At 45.2% G+C, this 18,304-nt stretch carries 16 protein-coding genes, 1 rRNA gene and 1 other annotated feature; of the genes, 7 read left to right on the top strand and 10 right to left on the bottom strand.

Features of this window, described 5'->3' with window-relative positions; all coding sequences use genetic code 11:
- Positions 1-153 precede the first annotated feature (153 nt).
- The 3 genes from IE103_RS18620 to IE103_RS15280 all read left to right on the top strand — a co-directional run bounded on the left by IE103_RS18620 (position 154) and on the right by IE103_RS15280 (position 4,109).
- Positions 154-1,779 carry a methyl-accepting chemotaxis protein gene (locus tag IE103_RS18620; RefSeq protein WP_189347010.1) on the top strand — a complete coding sequence of 542 codons (1,626 nt, stop codon included), beginning with the start codon at positions 154-156 and terminating at the stop codon, positions 1,777-1,779.
- A gap of 195 nt (positions 1,780-1,974) precedes the next feature.
- Positions 1,975-2,823 (top strand): peptidylprolyl isomerase, encoded by an 849-nt coding sequence (locus tag IE103_RS15285; protein WP_189347009.1) that lies wholly within the window; start codon positions 1,975-1,977, stop codon positions 2,821-2,823.
- An 8-nt stretch (positions 2,824-2,831) separates the two neighbouring features.
- Positions 2,832-4,109: a dicarboxylate/amino acid:cation symporter gene (locus tag IE103_RS15280; RefSeq protein WP_229827318.1), complete on the top strand. Its 1,278-nt coding sequence runs from the start codon at positions 2,832-2,834 to the stop codon at positions 4,107-4,109.
- Between the two features lie 119 nt (positions 4,110-4,228).
- Here the strand turns inward: IE103_RS15280 and IE103_RS15275 are convergent, their stop codons facing one another.
- From IE103_RS15275 to IE103_RS15245, 7 genes are all read right to left on the bottom strand, one after another.
- Positions 4,229-5,452, bottom strand: coding sequence for an ABC transporter permease (locus IE103_RS15275; protein WP_189347008.1), 1,224 nt, complete (start codon positions 5,450-5,452; stop codon positions 4,229-4,231).
- Between the two features lie 2 nt (positions 5,453-5,454).
- The gene (locus tag IE103_RS15270) at positions 5,455-6,195 is read right to left on the bottom strand and encodes an ABC transporter ATP-binding protein (RefSeq protein WP_189347007.1); all 741 of its coding nucleotides are present in this window, start codon (positions 6,193-6,195) and stop codon (positions 5,455-5,457) included.
- Positions 6,192-7,475: an efflux RND transporter periplasmic adaptor subunit gene (locus tag IE103_RS15265; protein ID WP_189347006.1), complete on the bottom strand. Its 1,284-nt coding sequence runs from the start codon at positions 7,473-7,475 to the stop codon at positions 6,192-6,194. The genes IE103_RS15270 and IE103_RS15265 overlap by 4 nt, the downstream gene beginning before the upstream one ends.
- 11 nt (positions 7,476-7,486) lie before the next feature.
- A complete protein-coding gene (locus tag IE103_RS15260) occupies positions 7,487-8,182 on the bottom strand; it encodes a YIP1 family protein (RefSeq protein ID WP_189347005.1) in 696 nt (231 codons plus the stop codon).
- Positions 8,183-8,748: 566 nt separating this feature from the next.
- Positions 8,749-9,681: a tRNA 2-thiocytidine(32) synthetase TtcA gene (gene ttcA / locus IE103_RS15255; protein WP_373295249.1), complete on the bottom strand. Its 933-nt coding sequence runs from the start codon at positions 9,679-9,681 to the stop codon at positions 8,749-8,751.
- Positions 9,682-9,704: 23 nt separating this feature from the next.
- Positions 9,705-10,103 (bottom strand): dihydroneopterin aldolase, encoded by a 399-nt coding sequence (locus IE103_RS15250; protein ID WP_186892291.1) that lies wholly within the window; start codon positions 10,101-10,103, stop codon positions 9,705-9,707.
- Positions 10,104-10,196: 93 nt separating this feature from the next.
- Positions 10,197-11,003 carry an SDR family oxidoreductase gene (locus tag IE103_RS15245; protein ID WP_373295248.1) on the bottom strand — a complete coding sequence of 269 codons (807 nt, stop codon included), beginning with the start codon at positions 11,001-11,003 and terminating at the stop codon, positions 10,197-10,199.
- 149 nt (positions 11,004-11,152) lie between these two features.
- Between IE103_RS15245 and IE103_RS15240 the strand changes: the two genes are divergently transcribed.
- From IE103_RS15240 to IE103_RS15225, 4 genes are all read left to right on the top strand, one after another.
- Complete coding sequence (locus tag IE103_RS15240; RefSeq protein ID WP_189347003.1) at positions 11,153-12,370, top strand: class I SAM-dependent methyltransferase; 1,218 nt, start codon at positions 11,153-11,155, stop codon at positions 12,368-12,370.
- A gap of 86 nt (positions 12,371-12,456) precedes the next feature.
- Positions 12,457-12,654 carry a DUF2905 domain-containing protein gene (locus IE103_RS15235; protein WP_189347002.1) on the top strand — a complete coding sequence of 66 codons (198 nt, stop codon included), beginning with the start codon at positions 12,457-12,459 and terminating at the stop codon, positions 12,652-12,654.
- A 200-nt stretch (positions 12,655-12,854) separates the two neighbouring features.
- A complete protein-coding gene (locus IE103_RS15230) occupies positions 12,855-14,483 on the top strand; it encodes a tetratricopeptide repeat-containing response regulator (protein ID WP_189347001.1) in 1,629 nt (542 codons plus the stop codon).
- Between the two features lie 19 nt (positions 14,484-14,502).
- Positions 14,503-16,035 carry an HDOD domain-containing protein gene (locus IE103_RS15225; protein ID WP_189347000.1) on the top strand — a complete coding sequence of 511 codons (1,533 nt, stop codon included), beginning with the start codon at positions 14,503-14,505 and terminating at the stop codon, positions 16,033-16,035.
- A gap of 4 nt (positions 16,036-16,039) precedes the next feature.
- Here the strand turns inward: IE103_RS15225 and IE103_RS15220 are convergent, their stop codons facing one another.
- The 3 genes from IE103_RS15220 to IE103_RS15210 form a co-directional block, all read right to left on the bottom strand.
- Positions 16,040-16,855, bottom strand: coding sequence for a hypothetical protein (locus IE103_RS15220; RefSeq protein ID WP_189346999.1), 816 nt, complete (start codon positions 16,853-16,855; stop codon positions 16,040-16,042).
- A gap of 119 nt (positions 16,856-16,974) precedes the next feature.
- Complete coding sequence (locus tag IE103_RS15215) at positions 16,975-17,541, bottom strand: TMEM165/GDT1 family protein (protein ID WP_189346998.1); 567 nt, start codon at positions 17,539-17,541, stop codon at positions 16,975-16,977.
- Positions 17,542-17,850: 309 nt separating this feature from the next.
- Positions 17,851-17,938 (bottom strand) — a sequence feature (5S ribosomal RNA rRNA prediction is too short).
- Between the two features lie 282 nt (positions 17,939-18,220).
- A 23S ribosomal RNA gene (locus IE103_RS15210) occupies positions 18,221-18,304 on the bottom strand; the annotation flags it as partial.

Raw genomic sequence — 18,304 nt, 5'->3', positions numbered from 1 at the left:
CCCGCTCTCGTGGACGCTTGTTTGCCATATCAACATCAGATCACGAAAACAAAGTGTATCGCCTCGCTTGACACCACTCCAACCTCGATTGGTCAGTGCAAGTTAGGCGTTTTGTTTTGGTCGCCATCATAACGAGAACATCAGGAGAACAGTATGTCAGGCTTTTTCAGCCAAATTCATCAAATCAGTGTAAGTAAACGCTTAGGAGCACTGGTTATCGGTGCGATTCTCGGTATTTTTGCGCTCAGTTTGCTAGTGTTACAAAATGAGAAAAAAACGCTCTTCTCTATGCATCAAAGCAATGTCAAAAATGCAGTGGAGCTAGCAAATACCCTAGTTGAGCATTATCAAAAGCAAGTGACCGAAGGTAAAATGAACGAGGCAGATGCCAAGCAAGCAGCCTTAAATGCGGTCAAAAATATGCGCTTTGGTGATAACGGCTATCTTTGGATCAACGATACGCATCCAAGAATGATCATGCATCCAATTTTGCCGAATTTGATCGGGCAAGATCTGTCAGATAAAAAAGATAGCAAAGGAAAAGTGCTATATGTCGAAATGCGTGACATCGCTAAAAGCAAAGGCGAAGGCTATCTCGGCTTTATGTGGCCGAAGCCAAATGGCAGCACACCAGTAGAAAAATTAGCTTACTTCAAACTCAATGCGCAATGGTCATGGATTATCAGTACCGGTGTGTATATCGATGACATCGACGCTGCACTGTATAAGAGTGCGATCCAAATGTTAATTACGGTAGGCGTGCTGTCATTCTTATTATTCTCACTCGGCTTCTTCATCTCACGTGGTTTGGTCAAACAACTTGGTTGCGAACCACAGTATGCGGTGGATATTACCAGTGCGATTGCTGCTGGTGATTTAACTGTCCATATCGATTTGGACACTAACAATCAAACCAGCTTGTTGTATTCCATTTTCACCATGCGTAACAGCCTACGTGACATCATTCGCGAAGTACGTAAAGGTACCGATTCGATTGCCACGTCGTCTACCGAAATCGCCAGCGGCAATATGGATTTGTCAGCGCGCACAGAGAGTCAATCAAGTTCACTGGAAGAAACTGCTGCTTCGATGATGGCATTAACCGACGCAGTGAAACTCAATTCTTCCCATGCACGTAATGCAAATCAAATGGCTGCAGAGGCATCCAGTGTGGCGATCAAAGGCGGTACGGTTGTGAATGAAGTGATCAGCACCATGGGTGTAATTAATACTTCGTCTCAAAAGATTGTCGACATCATTTCCGTCATTGATGGCATCGCTTTCCAAACCAATATTTTGGCTTTGAATGCCGCCGTCGAAGCGGCGCGTGCCGGCGAACAAGGACGCGGATTTGCAGTGGTCGCCTCCGAAGTACGCAGCTTAGCGCAACGCTCAGCAAGTGCCGCTAAAGAAATTAAGATCTTAATTGGCGACTCGGTTGATAGCGTGAAGTTGGGCACACAGTTGGTCGATCAAGCCGGTGAAACGATGAAAGAAATCGTCGAGAGTGTTGACCATGTAACCCAAATTATGGAAGAGATCACCAAAGCCTCAGACGAACAAGCTAGCGGCATTGAGCAAGTGAATGCCGCTATTCGTGAGATGGATGATGCCACTCAACAAAATGCCGCACTAGTTGAAGAAGCTGCTGCCGCTGCAGCCGCGATGCAAGAACAAGCTGCGGCCTTAACACAAGTCGTGCATATGTTCAAAATGCGTGGTGACCCTGTGGTGACAGCCCAAGGTAACAAAGTAAAACGCGCACCACAATTACATTAGTGCGCTAGCGTTTCTATCGTCAGCATCTACATCATGGCTTGATTCGATAAAGATTCAAGCCATTTTTTTATGCACAACAATCACACACGCATCAGCAAAACGAGAAACACTTTAGAAATATCACTAGCCCTCGATTGATCGCTTGCCTACAATGGCTGTGATCACTATTTGTCATCCATCTGGGAAAGGAATTGCATGAAAAATCCACTGCACTTACAGCGCTTATCAAACCTACTGCCCGCTTTAACAGCCCTGTTCAGCGCATGCTTACTTCTGAATCCAGCGAATTGTCTGGCAAACGATGATTGGCGCGTGCTCGATCCTGCGAATACTTTACTAATCGAATCTAGCCAAGGCCGCATCATTATAGAAATGCGACCAGAAATGGCTCCGAAAGCGGTTGAGCGCATCAAATTACTTACCCGCGAAAAAATCTATGATGGTTTGCAATTCCATCGAGTAATTCCCAAGTTTGTCGCACAAACTGGCAATCCCAATAATAAAGACGGTGGTGGAACCGCTTACCCTAACTTACCGCCAGAAATGATGTTCCGACTTGGCTATGACGCAATCGAGAATATCGCCAGCCAAAGTAGCGATTCAGCTTCCGGCTTTTTAGGAAGTGTTCCGTTTCAATCATTGGCTATCAGTGAAGCGAACAAAAACAATCAAATGCCGCTACGCTCTTGGGGTGCTCACTGCATGGGCAGTGCAGGCATGGGGCGCAATGAAGCACGTGATTCCGCCAACAGCGAACTCTATTTCATGCTGGATGCAACACGTCGCTTAGATCGAGATTACACCGTGTTTGGTCGCGTAGTGGTGGGGAACGACGTACTACTCAAACTCGCGCACGGCGAACCTCCGGCACGACCAGATATCATGAAATCGGTACGTCTACTCGCAGATATCCCGGCGACAGAACGTCCTAAAGTCAGTATTGCCAGTGTGGTAGAGATGAAGCGGATTATCGAAAAGACGCGCCAAGAACGCGGTGCTGATTTTAGTATTTGCGATGTCACTATCCCTGCCAAAGTCGAATAGGAGCATTGATGAAATTCGCCATGCGAGCCAGCGACATCGTGCGCAACTATGCCAACATCCTTTACCTGATGACTGGTATCACAGCGGGTTGCTTGCTGGGTTTCGCATTCGGCAATCGCGTTGAAAGCTTTAAATTTGTCGGCGATATTTTTCTCAACCTCTTATTCACAGCGATCATTCCCTTGGTGTTTTTTACGATCGCCTCGACGATTGCGAATCTACAAAGTGGCACGCGCTTGGGTAAGCTATTTGGTATCGTCGCAGCCGTATTTCTCACGACCGTTATCTTATCGGCCGCTGTCATGATGTTAGTCATGTTGGCTTTTCCGATCGCACAGGACGCCACCTTACGCAATATGGCGATGCAGGCGGCACTCGATAATCCTATCGCAGCGAGCGCCACCGCCTCTACCACCAATTTGGCACAGATACTGACTGTCAACGATTTTTCTGAATTGATGGCGCGTAAGAACATGCTGGCTTTGATTTTATTCTCACTACTCGTTGGTTTTGCTACGTTACGCGCCGGAGAAAAAGGCAAAGCGTTTGTCGGTTTTCTCAATGCTGCCAATGAAGTGATGAAGCAATTATTGAGCTTAATAATGAAGATTGCACCACTAGGTTTAGGCGCATATTTTGCCTACCAAGTTGGGGTGTTTGGACCACAACTTATCGGCGTTTATGTCCAACCTTTGGCCCTGTACTACCTTAGCTGTGCCGCTTATTTTGCAATCTTTTTTAGCCTGTACGCCTACTTCGCTGCTGGCAAGCTGGGAGTCAATATTTTTTGGAAAAATAATCTGACACCCGCCCTCACCGCTATCGGTACTTGCAGCAGTATTGCGACCATACCAGCAAACTTGCTTGCGGCAGAAAAAATGCAGGTGCCAGCTCACATAAGTAACATCGTGATTCCACTCGGCGCACCTTTACACAAAGATGGCTCTAGCATGTCGTCCATCATCAAATTGGCCGTATTGTTTGCGATGTTCGGCAAAGACTTTTCCGCACCAGAAATGCTGTTCGCTATCTTTGGCATTACGGTACTAGTGTCAATTGTCGCTGGCGGCATTCCCAACGGTGGCTATATTGGTGAAGTTTTTGCGATCACCGCATTTGGATTCCCGATGGAACAAGCACTGCCAGTCGCGATGGTAATCGGTACACTGGTTGATCCGATAGCCACTTTACTCAATGCGAATGGCGACTTGATCGCATCGATGATGGTGACTCGAATTGCAGAAGGCAAACACTGGCTGAGCTTACGCTTATCTTCGCAACAATAAAAAAGCTGTAGCACCTGATGCAAGATCACATACAGGTAGCTACAGCTTTTCAAACTACTTGCGAAAGTTAGATTGGATGATTAAGCAGCTTAATTAAGCAAACTAATTAGGCTCAACAATCACTCATAGCGTAATGCGTCAATCGGATCTAATTTCGCCGCCTTACTCGCTGGCATCACGCCAAAAACAATGCCGACACCTGCTGAAAATACGAAAGACAACAACACTGCCCACCACGGAACGACCGCATCGGGGAATCCTGGAATCAATTTCGAAATGCCAAAGCCGAGCGCATAACCAAGCGCTAGCCCAATCAAGCCACCTAGTACCGATAAGGTCACAGCTTCGATCAAAAATTGCATCATGATGTCACGACTACGTGCGCCAATCGCTTTACAAATACCAATTTCACGGGTGCGTTCGGTAACAGAAACCAACATGATATTCATGATGCCGATACCACCTACCAATAAGGCGATACCAACAATCCCGCCCATCACCAAGGTCACCGTGGTCGTGATGTTATCTAAGCTTTTCGATAATTGATCTGATGAGGCAATCTCAAAATCATCTGGAGCATCGGCATCTAAACGATGTGCCTTGCGCATCACGGTCTTGATACGTGGCTTGACATCTTCTAACTGCGAAATGTCTTTTAATGACACGGTCAGCTGCATGTTACGCATGCTTTGATTGTTCCCAATCAAACTACGTCCGGTGCGGAATGGAATGATTACATAATCATCTTGCGACATACCAAACAACTCGCCCCGCTTTTCCATCACGCCGATGATTTTGAACCATTCATTGTTGAAACCAATGTACTGTCCAATCGGATTATCAGGCAAGTGTAAGGACTCAATCAATTTAGGGCCAATCACCGCAACTCGACGTGCACCAGACTCGTCAGAGGCACTTAAAAAACGCCCCATACTAGCAAACCGCTGCTGTACATCTTGATAGGTTGGCGTGGTTGCAATCACGCGCGCTGGCGTATCAGTACTACCAAAACGTACTGTCGGCACCGACAACACAAACAAGGGACTGACATCGGCAATCTCATCAATATGCGTACGCAAATGTTCGATATCTTCAAATCGCAAGGCGTTAAATTTACCCTGCATCGCGTCCTTCATCGTATTGTGCGCGGTGATCGTTAAAGAGTTGCCACCCAAACCTTCAAATTGCTTGGTGACGCTCTTCGACAAGCCTTGGATCAAAGAAATTACCGTGATTACCGAGGCGACACCAATGATGATACCCAAAGAGGTGAGGAAACTGCGCATACGATGTGCGCGTATTGAGTTAAGCGCAGAGCGTACACTTTCAAGTAATAAAAACATCGCTATTCTCCCAACTCTGCATGTCGTTGCTGCTCGTCATCAACAACTTGAGCATGTGGATCTTGCTGAACATTGCGCACATCACTCAAGACGCGACCATCATGCAAACGCACGACTCGATGACATTGCTCGGCAATTTCTGGTTCGTGTGTCACCATCACCACCGTTTGTCCTGCGCGATGCACTTCTTTGATCAAGGCTAAAATTTCTAGGCTGGTACTGGAATCAAGATTACCGGTAGGCTCATCCGCTAATAGTATCGATGGCTTACCGACCAAAGCGCGAGCGATCGCTACGCGTTGCCTTTGTCCACCTGAAAGCTCATTCGGTTTATGGTGCATACGTGAACTTAAACCAACGTGATCCAATGCCTCCATTGCCATCCGATTACGTTCTTTGTAACCGATGCCACGATAGATCAAAGGTTGCGCCACGTTATCCAAAGCAGTGGCTCGCGGCAGCAGATGGAAGCTTTGAAAAATAAAGCCAATTTCTGCATTACGTACCAAGGCAAGTTCATCGCTATCCATAGTGGCAACATCACGTCCATTGAGTTGATATGTGCCAGCACTTGGGCGATCCAAGCATCCAACAATATTCATCAAAGTGGATTTGCCCGAGCCCGATGCACCAATAAACGCAACTAATTCATTACGCGCAATATGAAGATCAACACCACGCAAAGCTTGCACAGTTTGATCGCCCATCTGGTAATTTTTTTGTATACCCGATAATGTAATCACGGCTTGGTCCCACTTCCGTTAGCTGAGGCTGCTGATGCGGATGCTGAAGCAGAAGCCGATGCCGCCTTAGGATCAGTCGACTTCAGTTCCTGCACTTGATCGCCATCACGTAAAGAACGTAACACTCTAGCAGGGCCAGTCACGACAACATCGCCTTCTGACAAGCCAGAAATAATTTCCTGATTATTGTCATCTGCAATGCCAATTCTGACTTCTTTCTTGCGCGCTACGCCATCTTTAACTGTGAAAACAACGCCCAAACTCTTACTCGCTTCTTTGCTGTCTTTGCCATCTTTATTCTCTAACTTCATGCTGTCACCCGTGAGGATCGCTTGAATTGGCAATACTGGTCGCAAGCTACCACCACCCGTAATAATCTCCACGCGACAGGTCATCCCTGTGCGTATTCCCGTCTTTGATTCTGACAAACGCAATTTCACAACATAGGTTTTGCCTTGCGATGCGCCAGCCAAATTCACGCGAGGTGCCATTGACACTTCTTCGACAGTACCAATCACCGGTTGATCATCAAATGCTGCGGGATACACTTTTGATTGCTGACCGACTTGCACCTTGGCGACGTCAGCTTCATCCACATTGACCTCAGCCATAATACTGCCGATGTCTGCAATCGTCATCAAAGAGGAACCCGCCATGCCAGTAGCACTTGCCACCGCAGTCTCGCCAATTTTGATTTGCACGGCAGTGACCGTACCGCTGATTGGTGCTTTCACCTCAGTTTTATCTAAACGCTTTAAGGCTTGATCCAAAGAAGCGCTGGCTTGCTGCATGCTCTCGCGCGCCGCATGCAAGTCAACCTTAGCGACATTCAGTTGATGAACTGCATCTTCATATTTGCTGGCATCGATAAACTTGGCTTCAGCCAAACGACGACTACGTTCAACATTCACTTGCTGACGATCGACATTCAATTGCGCCCGTTCAATATTGACTTGCGCACTGCGAACAATCGCACGTTGCTGGGTGACTTCAGCACGAATCAAGGTTGGGTCGAGTCTTAACAACACTTGTCCTTGTTCGATCTTGTCACCTTCTTTCACCAACACTTCAGACACTTTGCCGATCACTTCACTCGACAATTGCACTTGCTGACGAAAGACAAAATTACCAGAGGCAAGAATTGAAGGCTGAATTTCTTTTTTACTGACCTTCGCCATCTCAACTTCTAACTTGGGCTTACTAGCCGAAAATTTGATCACAACTGGAACAATAATGATCGCAGCAACGACAGCGATTCCTATGAGCTTACTTTTTTTCATTTCAATACCGATCATTTAGAAAACATCAAGATAGCAACCCAAATTCCATAAATCACCACATAAGGCAAGCCTGCTGTAATGACGCAACTAGTAACACCACGATCAGTCCAAACACGCAATCCAACAAAGGTCAAAAAGGCAGTCCAAAATGTCGTCAAACTCAAATTATTCATCAAGCTTGCCCACGCATGATCAACTGGCAAATTCGTTATCAGAAAATTCAAGGACAACATATTTAAGCTCTCCATCGCAAGCTGCCCCTTGCCTGAGACTATTTGCAATGCCATCAAAGGTACACCGATCAATGTCGGCACACTCACCCAAACTGAGAATCCAAACCACTTACCATAAGAAATACTACTGCCCATTATTTTTGACGCTAACAAAAAATACAGCGCATACAAGGCAAACACGATTGGTGTTCCAATCAGGACACCGCCCAAGGTGCTGTACATCATACTGTCTTTGGTCATCATTTTCGCCATCGCTTGTTTTTGCTCGGCATTTAAATTCTGATTCGCGCTCATGGTGTGTTCAAGCAACCAAGAGAAATCGACCGTCGCAAAATACCAGTAAAACAAAGCCAAAGTCGAACTGATGATCAATGCCAATGGTAGCCAAGGCTGAGAATGTTCTTTTAAAGAGCTAAAGGCAGATTTAGGTTCGATGAAGATTTTGGTCAACACAGACATTGCATTTGCAGACATGAGAATTCCCTTTTCTATGAAAGATGATTTCACTTAGATCAAGTACAGCACAGAAATCGATCAGCAAAAGTGAGCCATCTAAATTCGTGTTATTTGAAAAAATAGATAACTAGAAATAGCATCATATTCCTTACTTATCTAAAATACATATTTTTCTCTTAAACTACGTTAGTTTTAGGATTGTTGCAAAATTCCGCTAGCTAAGCGCGTCTTCAAAGGCAATGCAAATGTAATACTAAGCGACTGCATTGATGCAAGCGTCTGTTCTGCGTAAATCCTAATTTTGTCGTAAACCACACACATAGATTAATTGATAAAGACAGTGTAAATAGCATTGCGCAAGAATGGTCGATGCTGCGACAAACGACGAATTATTGATGACGAATACCCCGCATTTGTGACGAAGCTCGGCTAACTATCTATCGCGAAAACACAAAATGATTGCTTGCATGCGTAGCGAAGGCTAACGATGGTCAAAAAAAATGCGCCCGCAGGCGCATTCTCAAACTATCTTGATTACTTTATTCCTTGGTCGGCTAATCGCCATAGGGCACTAGCCGATCAAACTAATCTTGATCCAGATTTGACTGCATCATGGTGCTGATCGTATTGGTTGGAGTCGCACAAGGTTCTTCATCGAAAGCGATATCGCCATTTGGCATTGCCTCACCAGTCAAAGCCAAATCGCGGAAATTGAACAAATCTTTATCCATTAAATGTGATGGAACAACGGTCGATAAGGCAGAGAAAATATTATCAACACGACCCGGATGTTGTTTGTCCCAGTCACGCATTAATTGCTTCACATGCTTACGTTGCAGATTTTCTTGCGAGCCGCACAAATTGCAAGGAATGATAGGGAATTGCTTTACCGCCGCATATCGTTCCGTATCACTTTCTTTGACATAAGCAAGCGGGCGAATCACGATGTGTTTGCCATCATCTGATTGTAATTTCGCGGGCATACCTTTTAACTTGCCACCAAAAAACATGTTCAGAAAAAAGGTCTCCATAATGTCATCACGATGATGACCTAGCGCGATCTTGGTCGCCCCCAGCTCATCTGCTACACGATACAAAATGCCACGACGCAAGCGTGAACACAAAGAACAGGTGGTTTTTCCTTCTGGCACCAAACGCTTGACGATACTATAGGTGTCTTGGTTTTCGATGTGATACGGAATGCCCAATTTATCCAAATACGCAGGCAACACATCTTCGGGAAAGCCCGGCTGCTTTTGATCGAGATTGACGGCGACGATATCGAAATGAATCGGCGCACGTTCGCGTAAGGTCATCAAAATATCGAGTAGCGCGTAACTGTCTTTGCCGCCAGAAAGACAAACCATCACCTTGTCGCCGTCTTCGATCATATTGAAATCGCCGATCGCCTGCCCAACTAAACGACACAAGCGTTTATGTAATTTATTGTTTTCGTAAGCGATTTTCTCTGGTGAGCGCGTCGCTGCCATTTGCGCTGGATTGCTTGGTGTAGGCATAGAAATGACTTGCATAATTCGACTCACACTTCCGATTTAATTTGAAACACTTCAACCCCGACGCCTTCGCAATCTGGATAAACATCTGGTTTCATCGTTGACACGCGCACCGCACGTACACGAGGATGTGCCAACATAATTTTTGCGACATCATCACACAAGGTTTCTTGCAAATGCACATGACCTTGCGCCACACGCGCGGCAATCGTGCCACGCATAAAATCATAGTCAACGACCTCATCGAGCTGATCATCTTTTGGCGTAGACAATGCCAAGGGGATGTATAGATCAACATTGATCATGACTCTTTGCTCCCCCTTCTTTTCAAATTCATGCACACCGATATTGATAGATACCTCGTAATTGCGCAAAAACAAACGACGACAATCGGCGAGTTGTGGGTGGTGGAGTATGGATAACATAAAGAATCGCTTTAAAAAACTTACAAATTAAAAATAACAAAAATAAGCACTAGATCATCGTTTAGCAATCGCTAGGAAAGTAATCGATGACATCTAGGAATCTGAATTAGCTTTCGCTAAAAACATCACATCACGCTGAGTAGGAATCAAATGCTGCCCGCCATCAACGACGATCGTAGTGCCAGTGATTGCCTTGGCACTTGCGACATAACAGACTGCTTCAGCGATGTCTTCTGGCGTACTAGAACGCCCCAATGGCGTCACTTTATGCGCAGCCTGAAAATCGGTTTCGCTTTGCTCTCCCGATAGCATCGACAATCCAGGCGCTACCCCAACTACTCTCAGCTTAGGTGCTAAAGCCTGTGCCAAACTGGTAGTCGCAGTATGTAGTGCCGCTTTCGACAATGTGTAAGATAAATAATCAGGATTTAAATTAAACAATTTCTGATCAAGAATATTTATTACAGAGGCGATACCAGCTGGAACATCATCAGGCAAAGACACATGTAAATCTTGCGCCAACATAATTGGTGCCATCAAATTCGCGTGCATGTGTTTATCCAAACAAGCTTGCGAAAAATCAGCCGCACTGTCGGCCTCAAACAAAGAAGCATTATTCACTACACAATCAAGGCGCCCCAATTGATGCACAACTTGCGGCACGATTTTCTTGACCTGCTCAACATTACCTAAATCTGCCCGCACCGCAATCGCACGTCGTCCGATTTGCCTTATTTCTGCTACCACCTGTGCCGCTTCGTCAGCTGAATGATGATAGTGAACCGCAATATCCCAACCTCGTTGTGCCATACACAAGGCAATATGACGACCGATACGTTTGGCGGCCCCCGTCACCAATGCGACTTGCCCAGATGTTACTTGTTGCGTAAGCATATTCATTCAATTTCTCGGGTCTGCACTGATATGCAATGACAAGACGCAGGCACGCTGGCACCATATCAGTTTTTTTTATCTTGTTTGATATAACAATAAGCGAAAATGTTTTCACTTATTGACCGGAACTACCTCGCTTTTAATACAATGCTGGTATGCAGAAACTACATCCAACTCCTCGCCCTCAATTAAGCTTACCTGTTCCGTCGGACGATGCACTGCGGGTATCGCGACAACTTGAAACGCTTATACACACAGAAATCAGCAGCAATGGCGGCATCATTCCCTTCTCTCGCTACATGGAGTTGGCATTGTATACGCCACGCTTAGGCTATTACAGCGGCGGCTCTGCCAAACTTGGTGCGGATGGTGATTTTACGACCGCGCCCGAAATGAGCGCATTGTTTGGTGCTAGCTTAGCGCAACTGGCACAACAACTTTTCACACAAACAAGTCCTGAAATCATGGAGTTCGGTGCCGGCTCCGGCAAACTGGCATTTGATATTTTGACCGAATGTCAGCAATCTCAAATTCCGCTAAAGCGCTATTTTATCGTGGAATTGTCCGGCGAACTCAGAGCTAGACAAGAAGAACGCCTGAAAGATTTCCCACAAGTAGTCTGGCTAACAAGTGTGCCGACTACTTTCTCAGGTGTCGTGCTGGGAAATGAGGTTCTCGATGCGATGCCGGTTGAACTAGTTTGTAAATCAGAGCAAGGCTGGAAACGGTTGGGTGTTAGCACAGAATCAAGCACAACTAGTTCCACCCCGACGTTGAAGTTAGTTGAAATGCATGAAAACGATGCACAAATCGCAGCGCTGATTGCACAGATTCCCAATGCAGAAGAACTACCAATTGGCTACATAAGCGAAGTGCATCCAATTGAAATTGGCTTCATGCGTAGTGTTGCAGCAATGTTATTAGCCGGAAAAGCCGCATCAGGTCGCGGTGGTGTGGCGATTTGGCTCGATTATGGCTTTCCTGCGCACGAATATTACTTACCGCAGCGCGACCAAGGCACCTTAATGTGCCACTACCGACACCATGCGCACAGCGATCCATTCTATCTGCCTGGCTTGCAAGATATCACCGCGCATGTGGATTTCACCGCAATCGCAAGCGCTGGTGTGAATGCCGGTTTAGATCTATTGGCTTATACCAGCCAAGCAGGCTTTTTGCTCAGTTGTGGCATCACACAAATTTTGAGCAGAATTCCAGTTGAAGACTCGCAACGCTACCTGCCCGCTAGTAACGCCGTACAAAAGCTACTGTCACCCGCTGAAATGGGTGAATTATTTAAAGTATTAATACTAGGTTGTGCTGTAGAACTACCCGATGCCTTGCTGCAGTACGACCGTAGTCATCGGCTGTAGATTGTCTATAGCCGATGACTAAATAGCCGAGTAATTTTGGTGAAGTTACACAAGGTATTTATCTTATTTAAAACAAAGGACAAAGCATGATCCGTTGGGTGTTAGTGATTTTTATTGGCTTGGTTTTATTTGCCAATTTACTCCCTTGGCTGCAAAAGCTAGGCATAGGACGATTACCTGGCGATCTACGCTTCAAGCTATTCGGTAAGATTTTTACTATACCTTTTGCCTCGACCGTCTTGCTTTCTCTGTTTGTGCTCTTGATTGCAAAATTTCTCAAATGAAAGATAGCGTCGCATTCTAGCGACGTTGTGCGAATAGCCTTGAAAAAAATTGCTATACAGCTACATTATTCAGAACGAATCGGTTAAAGTTTTAGCACAAGCGAGTCGTCATCTACTTAGTACAAATTCGACTGCTCGTTTTATCCGATGTTTTGCCAAAACAATTAAAACAGGCAACTCCCACATCATCAAAGGTTCTCATGAGTAATTTAGGGGAAATTCGCGCACTGCTAATTGAGCCGCATTCCGGTATGCGTGTCAGTTTGCATAATATGCTGAACTTATGTGGCATCAGCAAAATTGATCACGCTATTTCAGCCGGCACCGCGATACGCGCGATTCAATCAAAGGTATTCGACTTAATTCTGTGTGAATACGACCTAGGTGTAGGCCAAGATGGACAGCAATTACTCGAAGATGTTCGTCATCACAAACTAACACCTTTATCGACAATTTTCATCATGGTCACGGCTGAGCGTGCTTACGCAAAAGTTGTCAGTGCCGCCGAATTAGCTCCTTCCGATTATTTGCTCAAACCCTTCACCGCCGACGCCTTACTTGAGCGCGTGCTTAAAGCAATTGAAAAGCGCAAAGCCTTCATGGAAGTATTTAATTTAATGGAGCAAGGTTTTGTACGTGAAGCATTAGAGGCCTGTTTAGAGGGTGAACAGACTTCACCGCGCTACCTCGTTGACTTCATGCGCTTACGCGCCGAACTACATGTCATCTTGGGCGAAGCAAACGAAGCAGAAGAGCTTTACGTCAAATTATACGAAATGAAAACTGTCGCATGGGCCAAACTAGGCCTCGCGAAAACCCTCTACATGCAAGGACGGTATCAAGAGGCTGAAGATATTCTGAGCAGCCTTGTGTTAGAAAATAATAAGTACATGGATGCCTATGATTGGCTATCCAAAACACATGAAGCCATTGGTGCTTTACCGGAAGCCAAGTCGGTGCTCGATACCGCCGTAACAGTCTCACCCCATGCAGTGCGCAGACTTCGTAAATTAGGTTCACTCGCACTAGAAACAGGTGACATTGAAACGGCTGAAACTGTATTAAAAAAAGTCGTTAGCAAAGCAAAATATTCTGAGTTTCGCGACCCTGAAGATCATGTCAAGCTGGTCGATGCCTTAGTTAAAAAAGGTGATCACAATCAAGCAAAATCGGTAATTCGTGACCTAGAAAAAAGCATGTCTGGAATAAAAAAGACCGAGGCATGTCGTGCAATTTCTGCAGCTTTGGTACACGCGTCCACTGGTGATACGGCAAAACTAACAGAAGAGCTCGATGCGGCAGTTCAAGCCAATCGTGATGAGATAGGCCTATCGAACGATCTCAAGCTGGGACTCGCCAAAAGCTGCTTAGAAAACAATAACGAAGGCGCTGCCTCCGAAGTTATCATGGAAGTCATGCGCAACGCCCCCAACCAACAAATGGTGACGAGAGCATTGGGCGTATTTGAAAGCGCGGGCAAAGGTCATATTGGGCAAGAGCTCGTGAAGAAGAGCCAACAAGAAGTAAAAGACTTGGTAGCGCTGGGTGTTCAAAAAGCGAAAGAAGGTGACTTCCGTGGCTCTGTAGAATTGATGTCTAGCGCCGCTAGAAAATCACCAGATAATCCGCAAGTGGTGTTGAATGCTGCATTGGCAGCGCTCAAATGCCTTGAAAATTTGGGTTGGGACCCTGCCACAGGTAGTCTGGCGAAGCAATTGATCGAATCCGCTGCGCGCTTAGACCCGATGAACAACCGTTTGAAAGCCATACGTTCACTGTATGGCGAATTGCAAAAACGCTTTGGAATTGACGCTGTTCGAGCAAAATAACCTAAAAAAATCTGTGACTATGTCGACTAGCCTCCATGTTCGCGAACGTCTACTCGACAAGATTCGTAGCGACAAAAATTTGCCTACGCTTGGGGTGACGATTAGCAAAGTCATTCAAATTACTTCATCCGGGGAAGATTCTGTTTCGGAACTGGCCCACTTCATTCTTTCCGATGTTGCGCTGACACAAAAAATACTGCACGTATCCAACACGATTGCCTATCGTACTGCCGGTGGCGTATCGGTCACCACTATTTCCAGAGCGATTTTCTTATTGGGCTTCGACACCATTAAAGCCAATGCGATGGCAACCTTGCTGGTTGATGGGTTCAAAGATTACAAACAAGCCCAATCAGTACGCAAAGAACTCGTTCAAGCGCTTTGCGCCAGCGTAACAGCACGTGAAATCGCAAGAAGAAATCGTCATCCAAAAAGTGAAGAGGCCGCCGTTGCGGCATTGTTTAAAAACATTGGACGCATTCTAGTTGCTGCTTTTGATCATCCTCTGTATGAAAAAATTCAAAGCATAGGATTTGCCGATCCTGGTCAAATCAATGAAGCGTGCATTCAGTTGCTAGGTTGTAGTTTTGAGCGTTTTGGCCAAAGCGTGCTGCACGATTGGAAAATACCCGAAAGCATCATCTTTGCATTACAACCGCTGCACGGAGAAGTAAAGAAAACCACACAAGACACAGAGTGGATAAAACAAGTAGCCAGCTTCAGTGAAGAGCTAGCGAGTACGCTAGTGCAGAATGGTGAAAGTCAAATACCGATAGAACAACGCTGTTCACAAATCGTCAAACGCTTTGGTCGTGCGCTCGACATCCACAATAATCAGCTCGAAGAAATTTTCAATAATGTCGATAAAGAGGCACGCCAATTAGCGATTACTTTAGAAGTTCCACTCGCCAATCTAACTACCGAATCAACATCTACCGTTTCTCAAGAGAGCGATTTCTGTAGCGAATTCATGCTACCGGCTTTCGACACGCAACAAATACAAACCGTCAGCCGGCATCCAAGTGGAAAGCCAAGCAACGCCAGAGATTTATTATTGGCTGGTGTACAAGATGCAACGCAGATGTTAGCGTCGAAACAAATCAAGCTCAATGACTTGGTGCTTCTGGTATTAGAAACGCTTTATGGTGCAATGGGATTTCGATTCGCAACTGTTTGCTTACGCGATTTGCAGTTAGGGAAATATACCGCCAGAATTTCTGTCGGTGAAAAATATGTCGAGCGTCAAAAAGCTTTTCAATTTTCAGTCGACAATGAAGACTCTATCTTTCATGTCGCCATGCACAACAACGTCGACCTAATGATTGCTGAGGCGTTAAATCCTAAGATTCAAGCAATGCTCCCAAAATGGTACAAAAGTTTATTGCCCGATACGCGCAGCTTTATTATTTTGCCGCTCATTATCGATAATAAACCACTAGGTTTATTTTATGCAGATCGCAGCTTGCCTGCCATTGAAGGTGTGCCACCTGATGAAACCGCACTCATTAAGACTTTAAAAAGTCAGTTAATGAGTGCCATCATGAAACGATGATTGTCTATTGCAAAGGAATTCCCTGCTTTTGTGCTAAAGCATCAAGGTCTTGCCAAATGGTGAGTTGATTTAATAATCGACTTGCTGGATCGATCATGCTATTGAGGTTGAAGAAACGCTCCAACGAATTCGCATTAAAGACCATGCTCTGGGAAAAATTAATGACCCCGTATTGCTTTTTAAATGCCATTAACAAATCCGCTGGCGCATCTCTATGCCACACTTGCATCATGCCGCCGACCATCAACGATGTATCTATCGTTTGCTCGAGCACGCGTGGATTTTTTGCACCCTCTAAATCACGATAATCAAGCAAGCGTGGAAAATGAAACTTCTTTATCCAGCTCGCAGGAATACCTTCAGCTCGATTCAACACTACGCTACGCCAGTGCTTCCAACATTTCTCAGTTTTGTCACTTGGCTCAAAGTGCGTATCCGCCAATACTTCGCAATCTTCGTCCAAAACAATTTCTAACACGATAGGCAATCCAATCTGCACTGAGAGATTTTCCAAACCATGAATATTTGGTTTGCTGCTGCGTTTAGTTTGCAACTGTTGAACAAATTGATCCATCGTTTCTTTATGTTCCGTATATAGCTGGGCAGTAGTCTGACAGAACAGCGCTGCTGCAGCAAAATACGCCATTAGCTCACCAACGTAGATTCCCTGCTGCTGGGTAAAGTCCGGTAAATTTTGTTGGCTTTCCAAGCCGATTCGCGGCATAACTGCAGGTACGCCATTATTCAAGAATGAATAAAGATTATTCGACAGTGTTCCTAACTTCACTACTGTCCCTTTTGGCAAAACATAAGTACTCATACACTCTTTCTTCAATTCAATTCAATTCAATTTAATACTGCCGACAACAAATTACCTACGCATAAAGTCAATCGATAAAAAATGCGTAAAATTAGATCGTGATCACGTTAAATTACTGACTACATGCCACCCAGATTGAGCAAGACAAGTATCCCCAAGACAGCGAACACTGTGGCTGCTAACCAGCGCACAATATGGAAAGGGAAATTAGGTGACGCAACTTTACCTAAAAAGACGGCTGGCACATCCGCAATCAGCATTCCTAAGGTAGTTCCGGCGATTACTAAACTTAACTCTGAGTACTTAGCCGCCAAAGCAACCGTGGCTAACTGGGTTTTATCACCAATTTCTGCAAAAAAGAAACTAATAAAAGTAAGCATAAAAACCCCAAAGCGCCCCTCGCTCAATCCTTCGTCTTCAATATCATCAGGTTTCAAAATCCACACCGCGATCGCAAGAAACGAAAGTCCTAGAGCCCAACGAAGAATCTCTGCCGAAATATGACTAACAACCCACTGACCAATCAAACCAGCAAGCGTGTGATTCGCCAAAGTTGCGATCAGAATCCCTAAAATAATCGGTATAGGTTTCCGATATCGCGCCGCCAACAAGAGTGCCAGTAACTGTGTTTTGTCACCAATTTCACCAATACTAACCGCCAGTGTTGAAACAAGAAAAGCTTCCATATGGTTAAAAAGAATTCAGTTGAGGAGTAAAAATTCGAAAAAATACGCACGTGATCTGTGATGGCCTAGCGAGTTCATCTTTATCTCATGAAGACTAGGCTAGATGTAGAAGCTCTACTAGGCATTATACCTTGCTCAAGCCGCCGTACTCTGCTTGCCTTACTTTGATTGAAGTCTAAATTCCGAATGAAATGCAGAAGGCGCAAAACTGAAGGGCCTAGTCAAAGTAATGAATTTGTCGAAAAAAGAGAAGACGGTAGCCAGGTAGGTAAAAAAGAGCGCAAAAGAGAGTCGGTACAGCAATATAAGAGGAGAAGNCACTATCATCGGCGCAAAGTCGTTTCACGGTCCTGTTCGGGATGGGAAGGTGTGGTACCAACTTGCTATAGTCATCAGGCATAACTTGTTGATTTGCTGTTCTCATGAACAACAAATCCAATTAAGAAGAAGCTTGTAGGGTGGGCTAAGCCCACGCGTTACCGTCGATCAAGACGGTCGCAAATAATCGGTTGTGATTGCTCAAACTTACGTTTAGCACACACTATTGTAATACCTGTCGTAGTTACCTTGCTTTTGTTCCTAAAAATCATCTGGCTTTGCCAGTGATTTTTATCACTTCAAGCTACAAAAAAGTAGGTTTGTACTTTTTTGTAAAGGTTCTATAACTGACCAAAGTTATAGGGACAAGCCGTACGGGCAATTAGTACTGGTTAGCTTAATGCATTACTGCACTTCCACACCCAGCCTATCAACGTCCTGGTCT

Origin of the sequence: Affinundibacterium macrobrachii (assembly GCF_014652415.1) — a bacterium.
Taxonomy (GTDB): domain Bacteria; phylum Pseudomonadota; class Gammaproteobacteria; order Burkholderiales; family Burkholderiaceae_D; genus Undibacterium; species Undibacterium macrobrachii.
The sequence above is the reverse complement of the archived record's forward strand: the minus strand, read 5'-3'. Positions and strand labels throughout refer to the sequence as shown.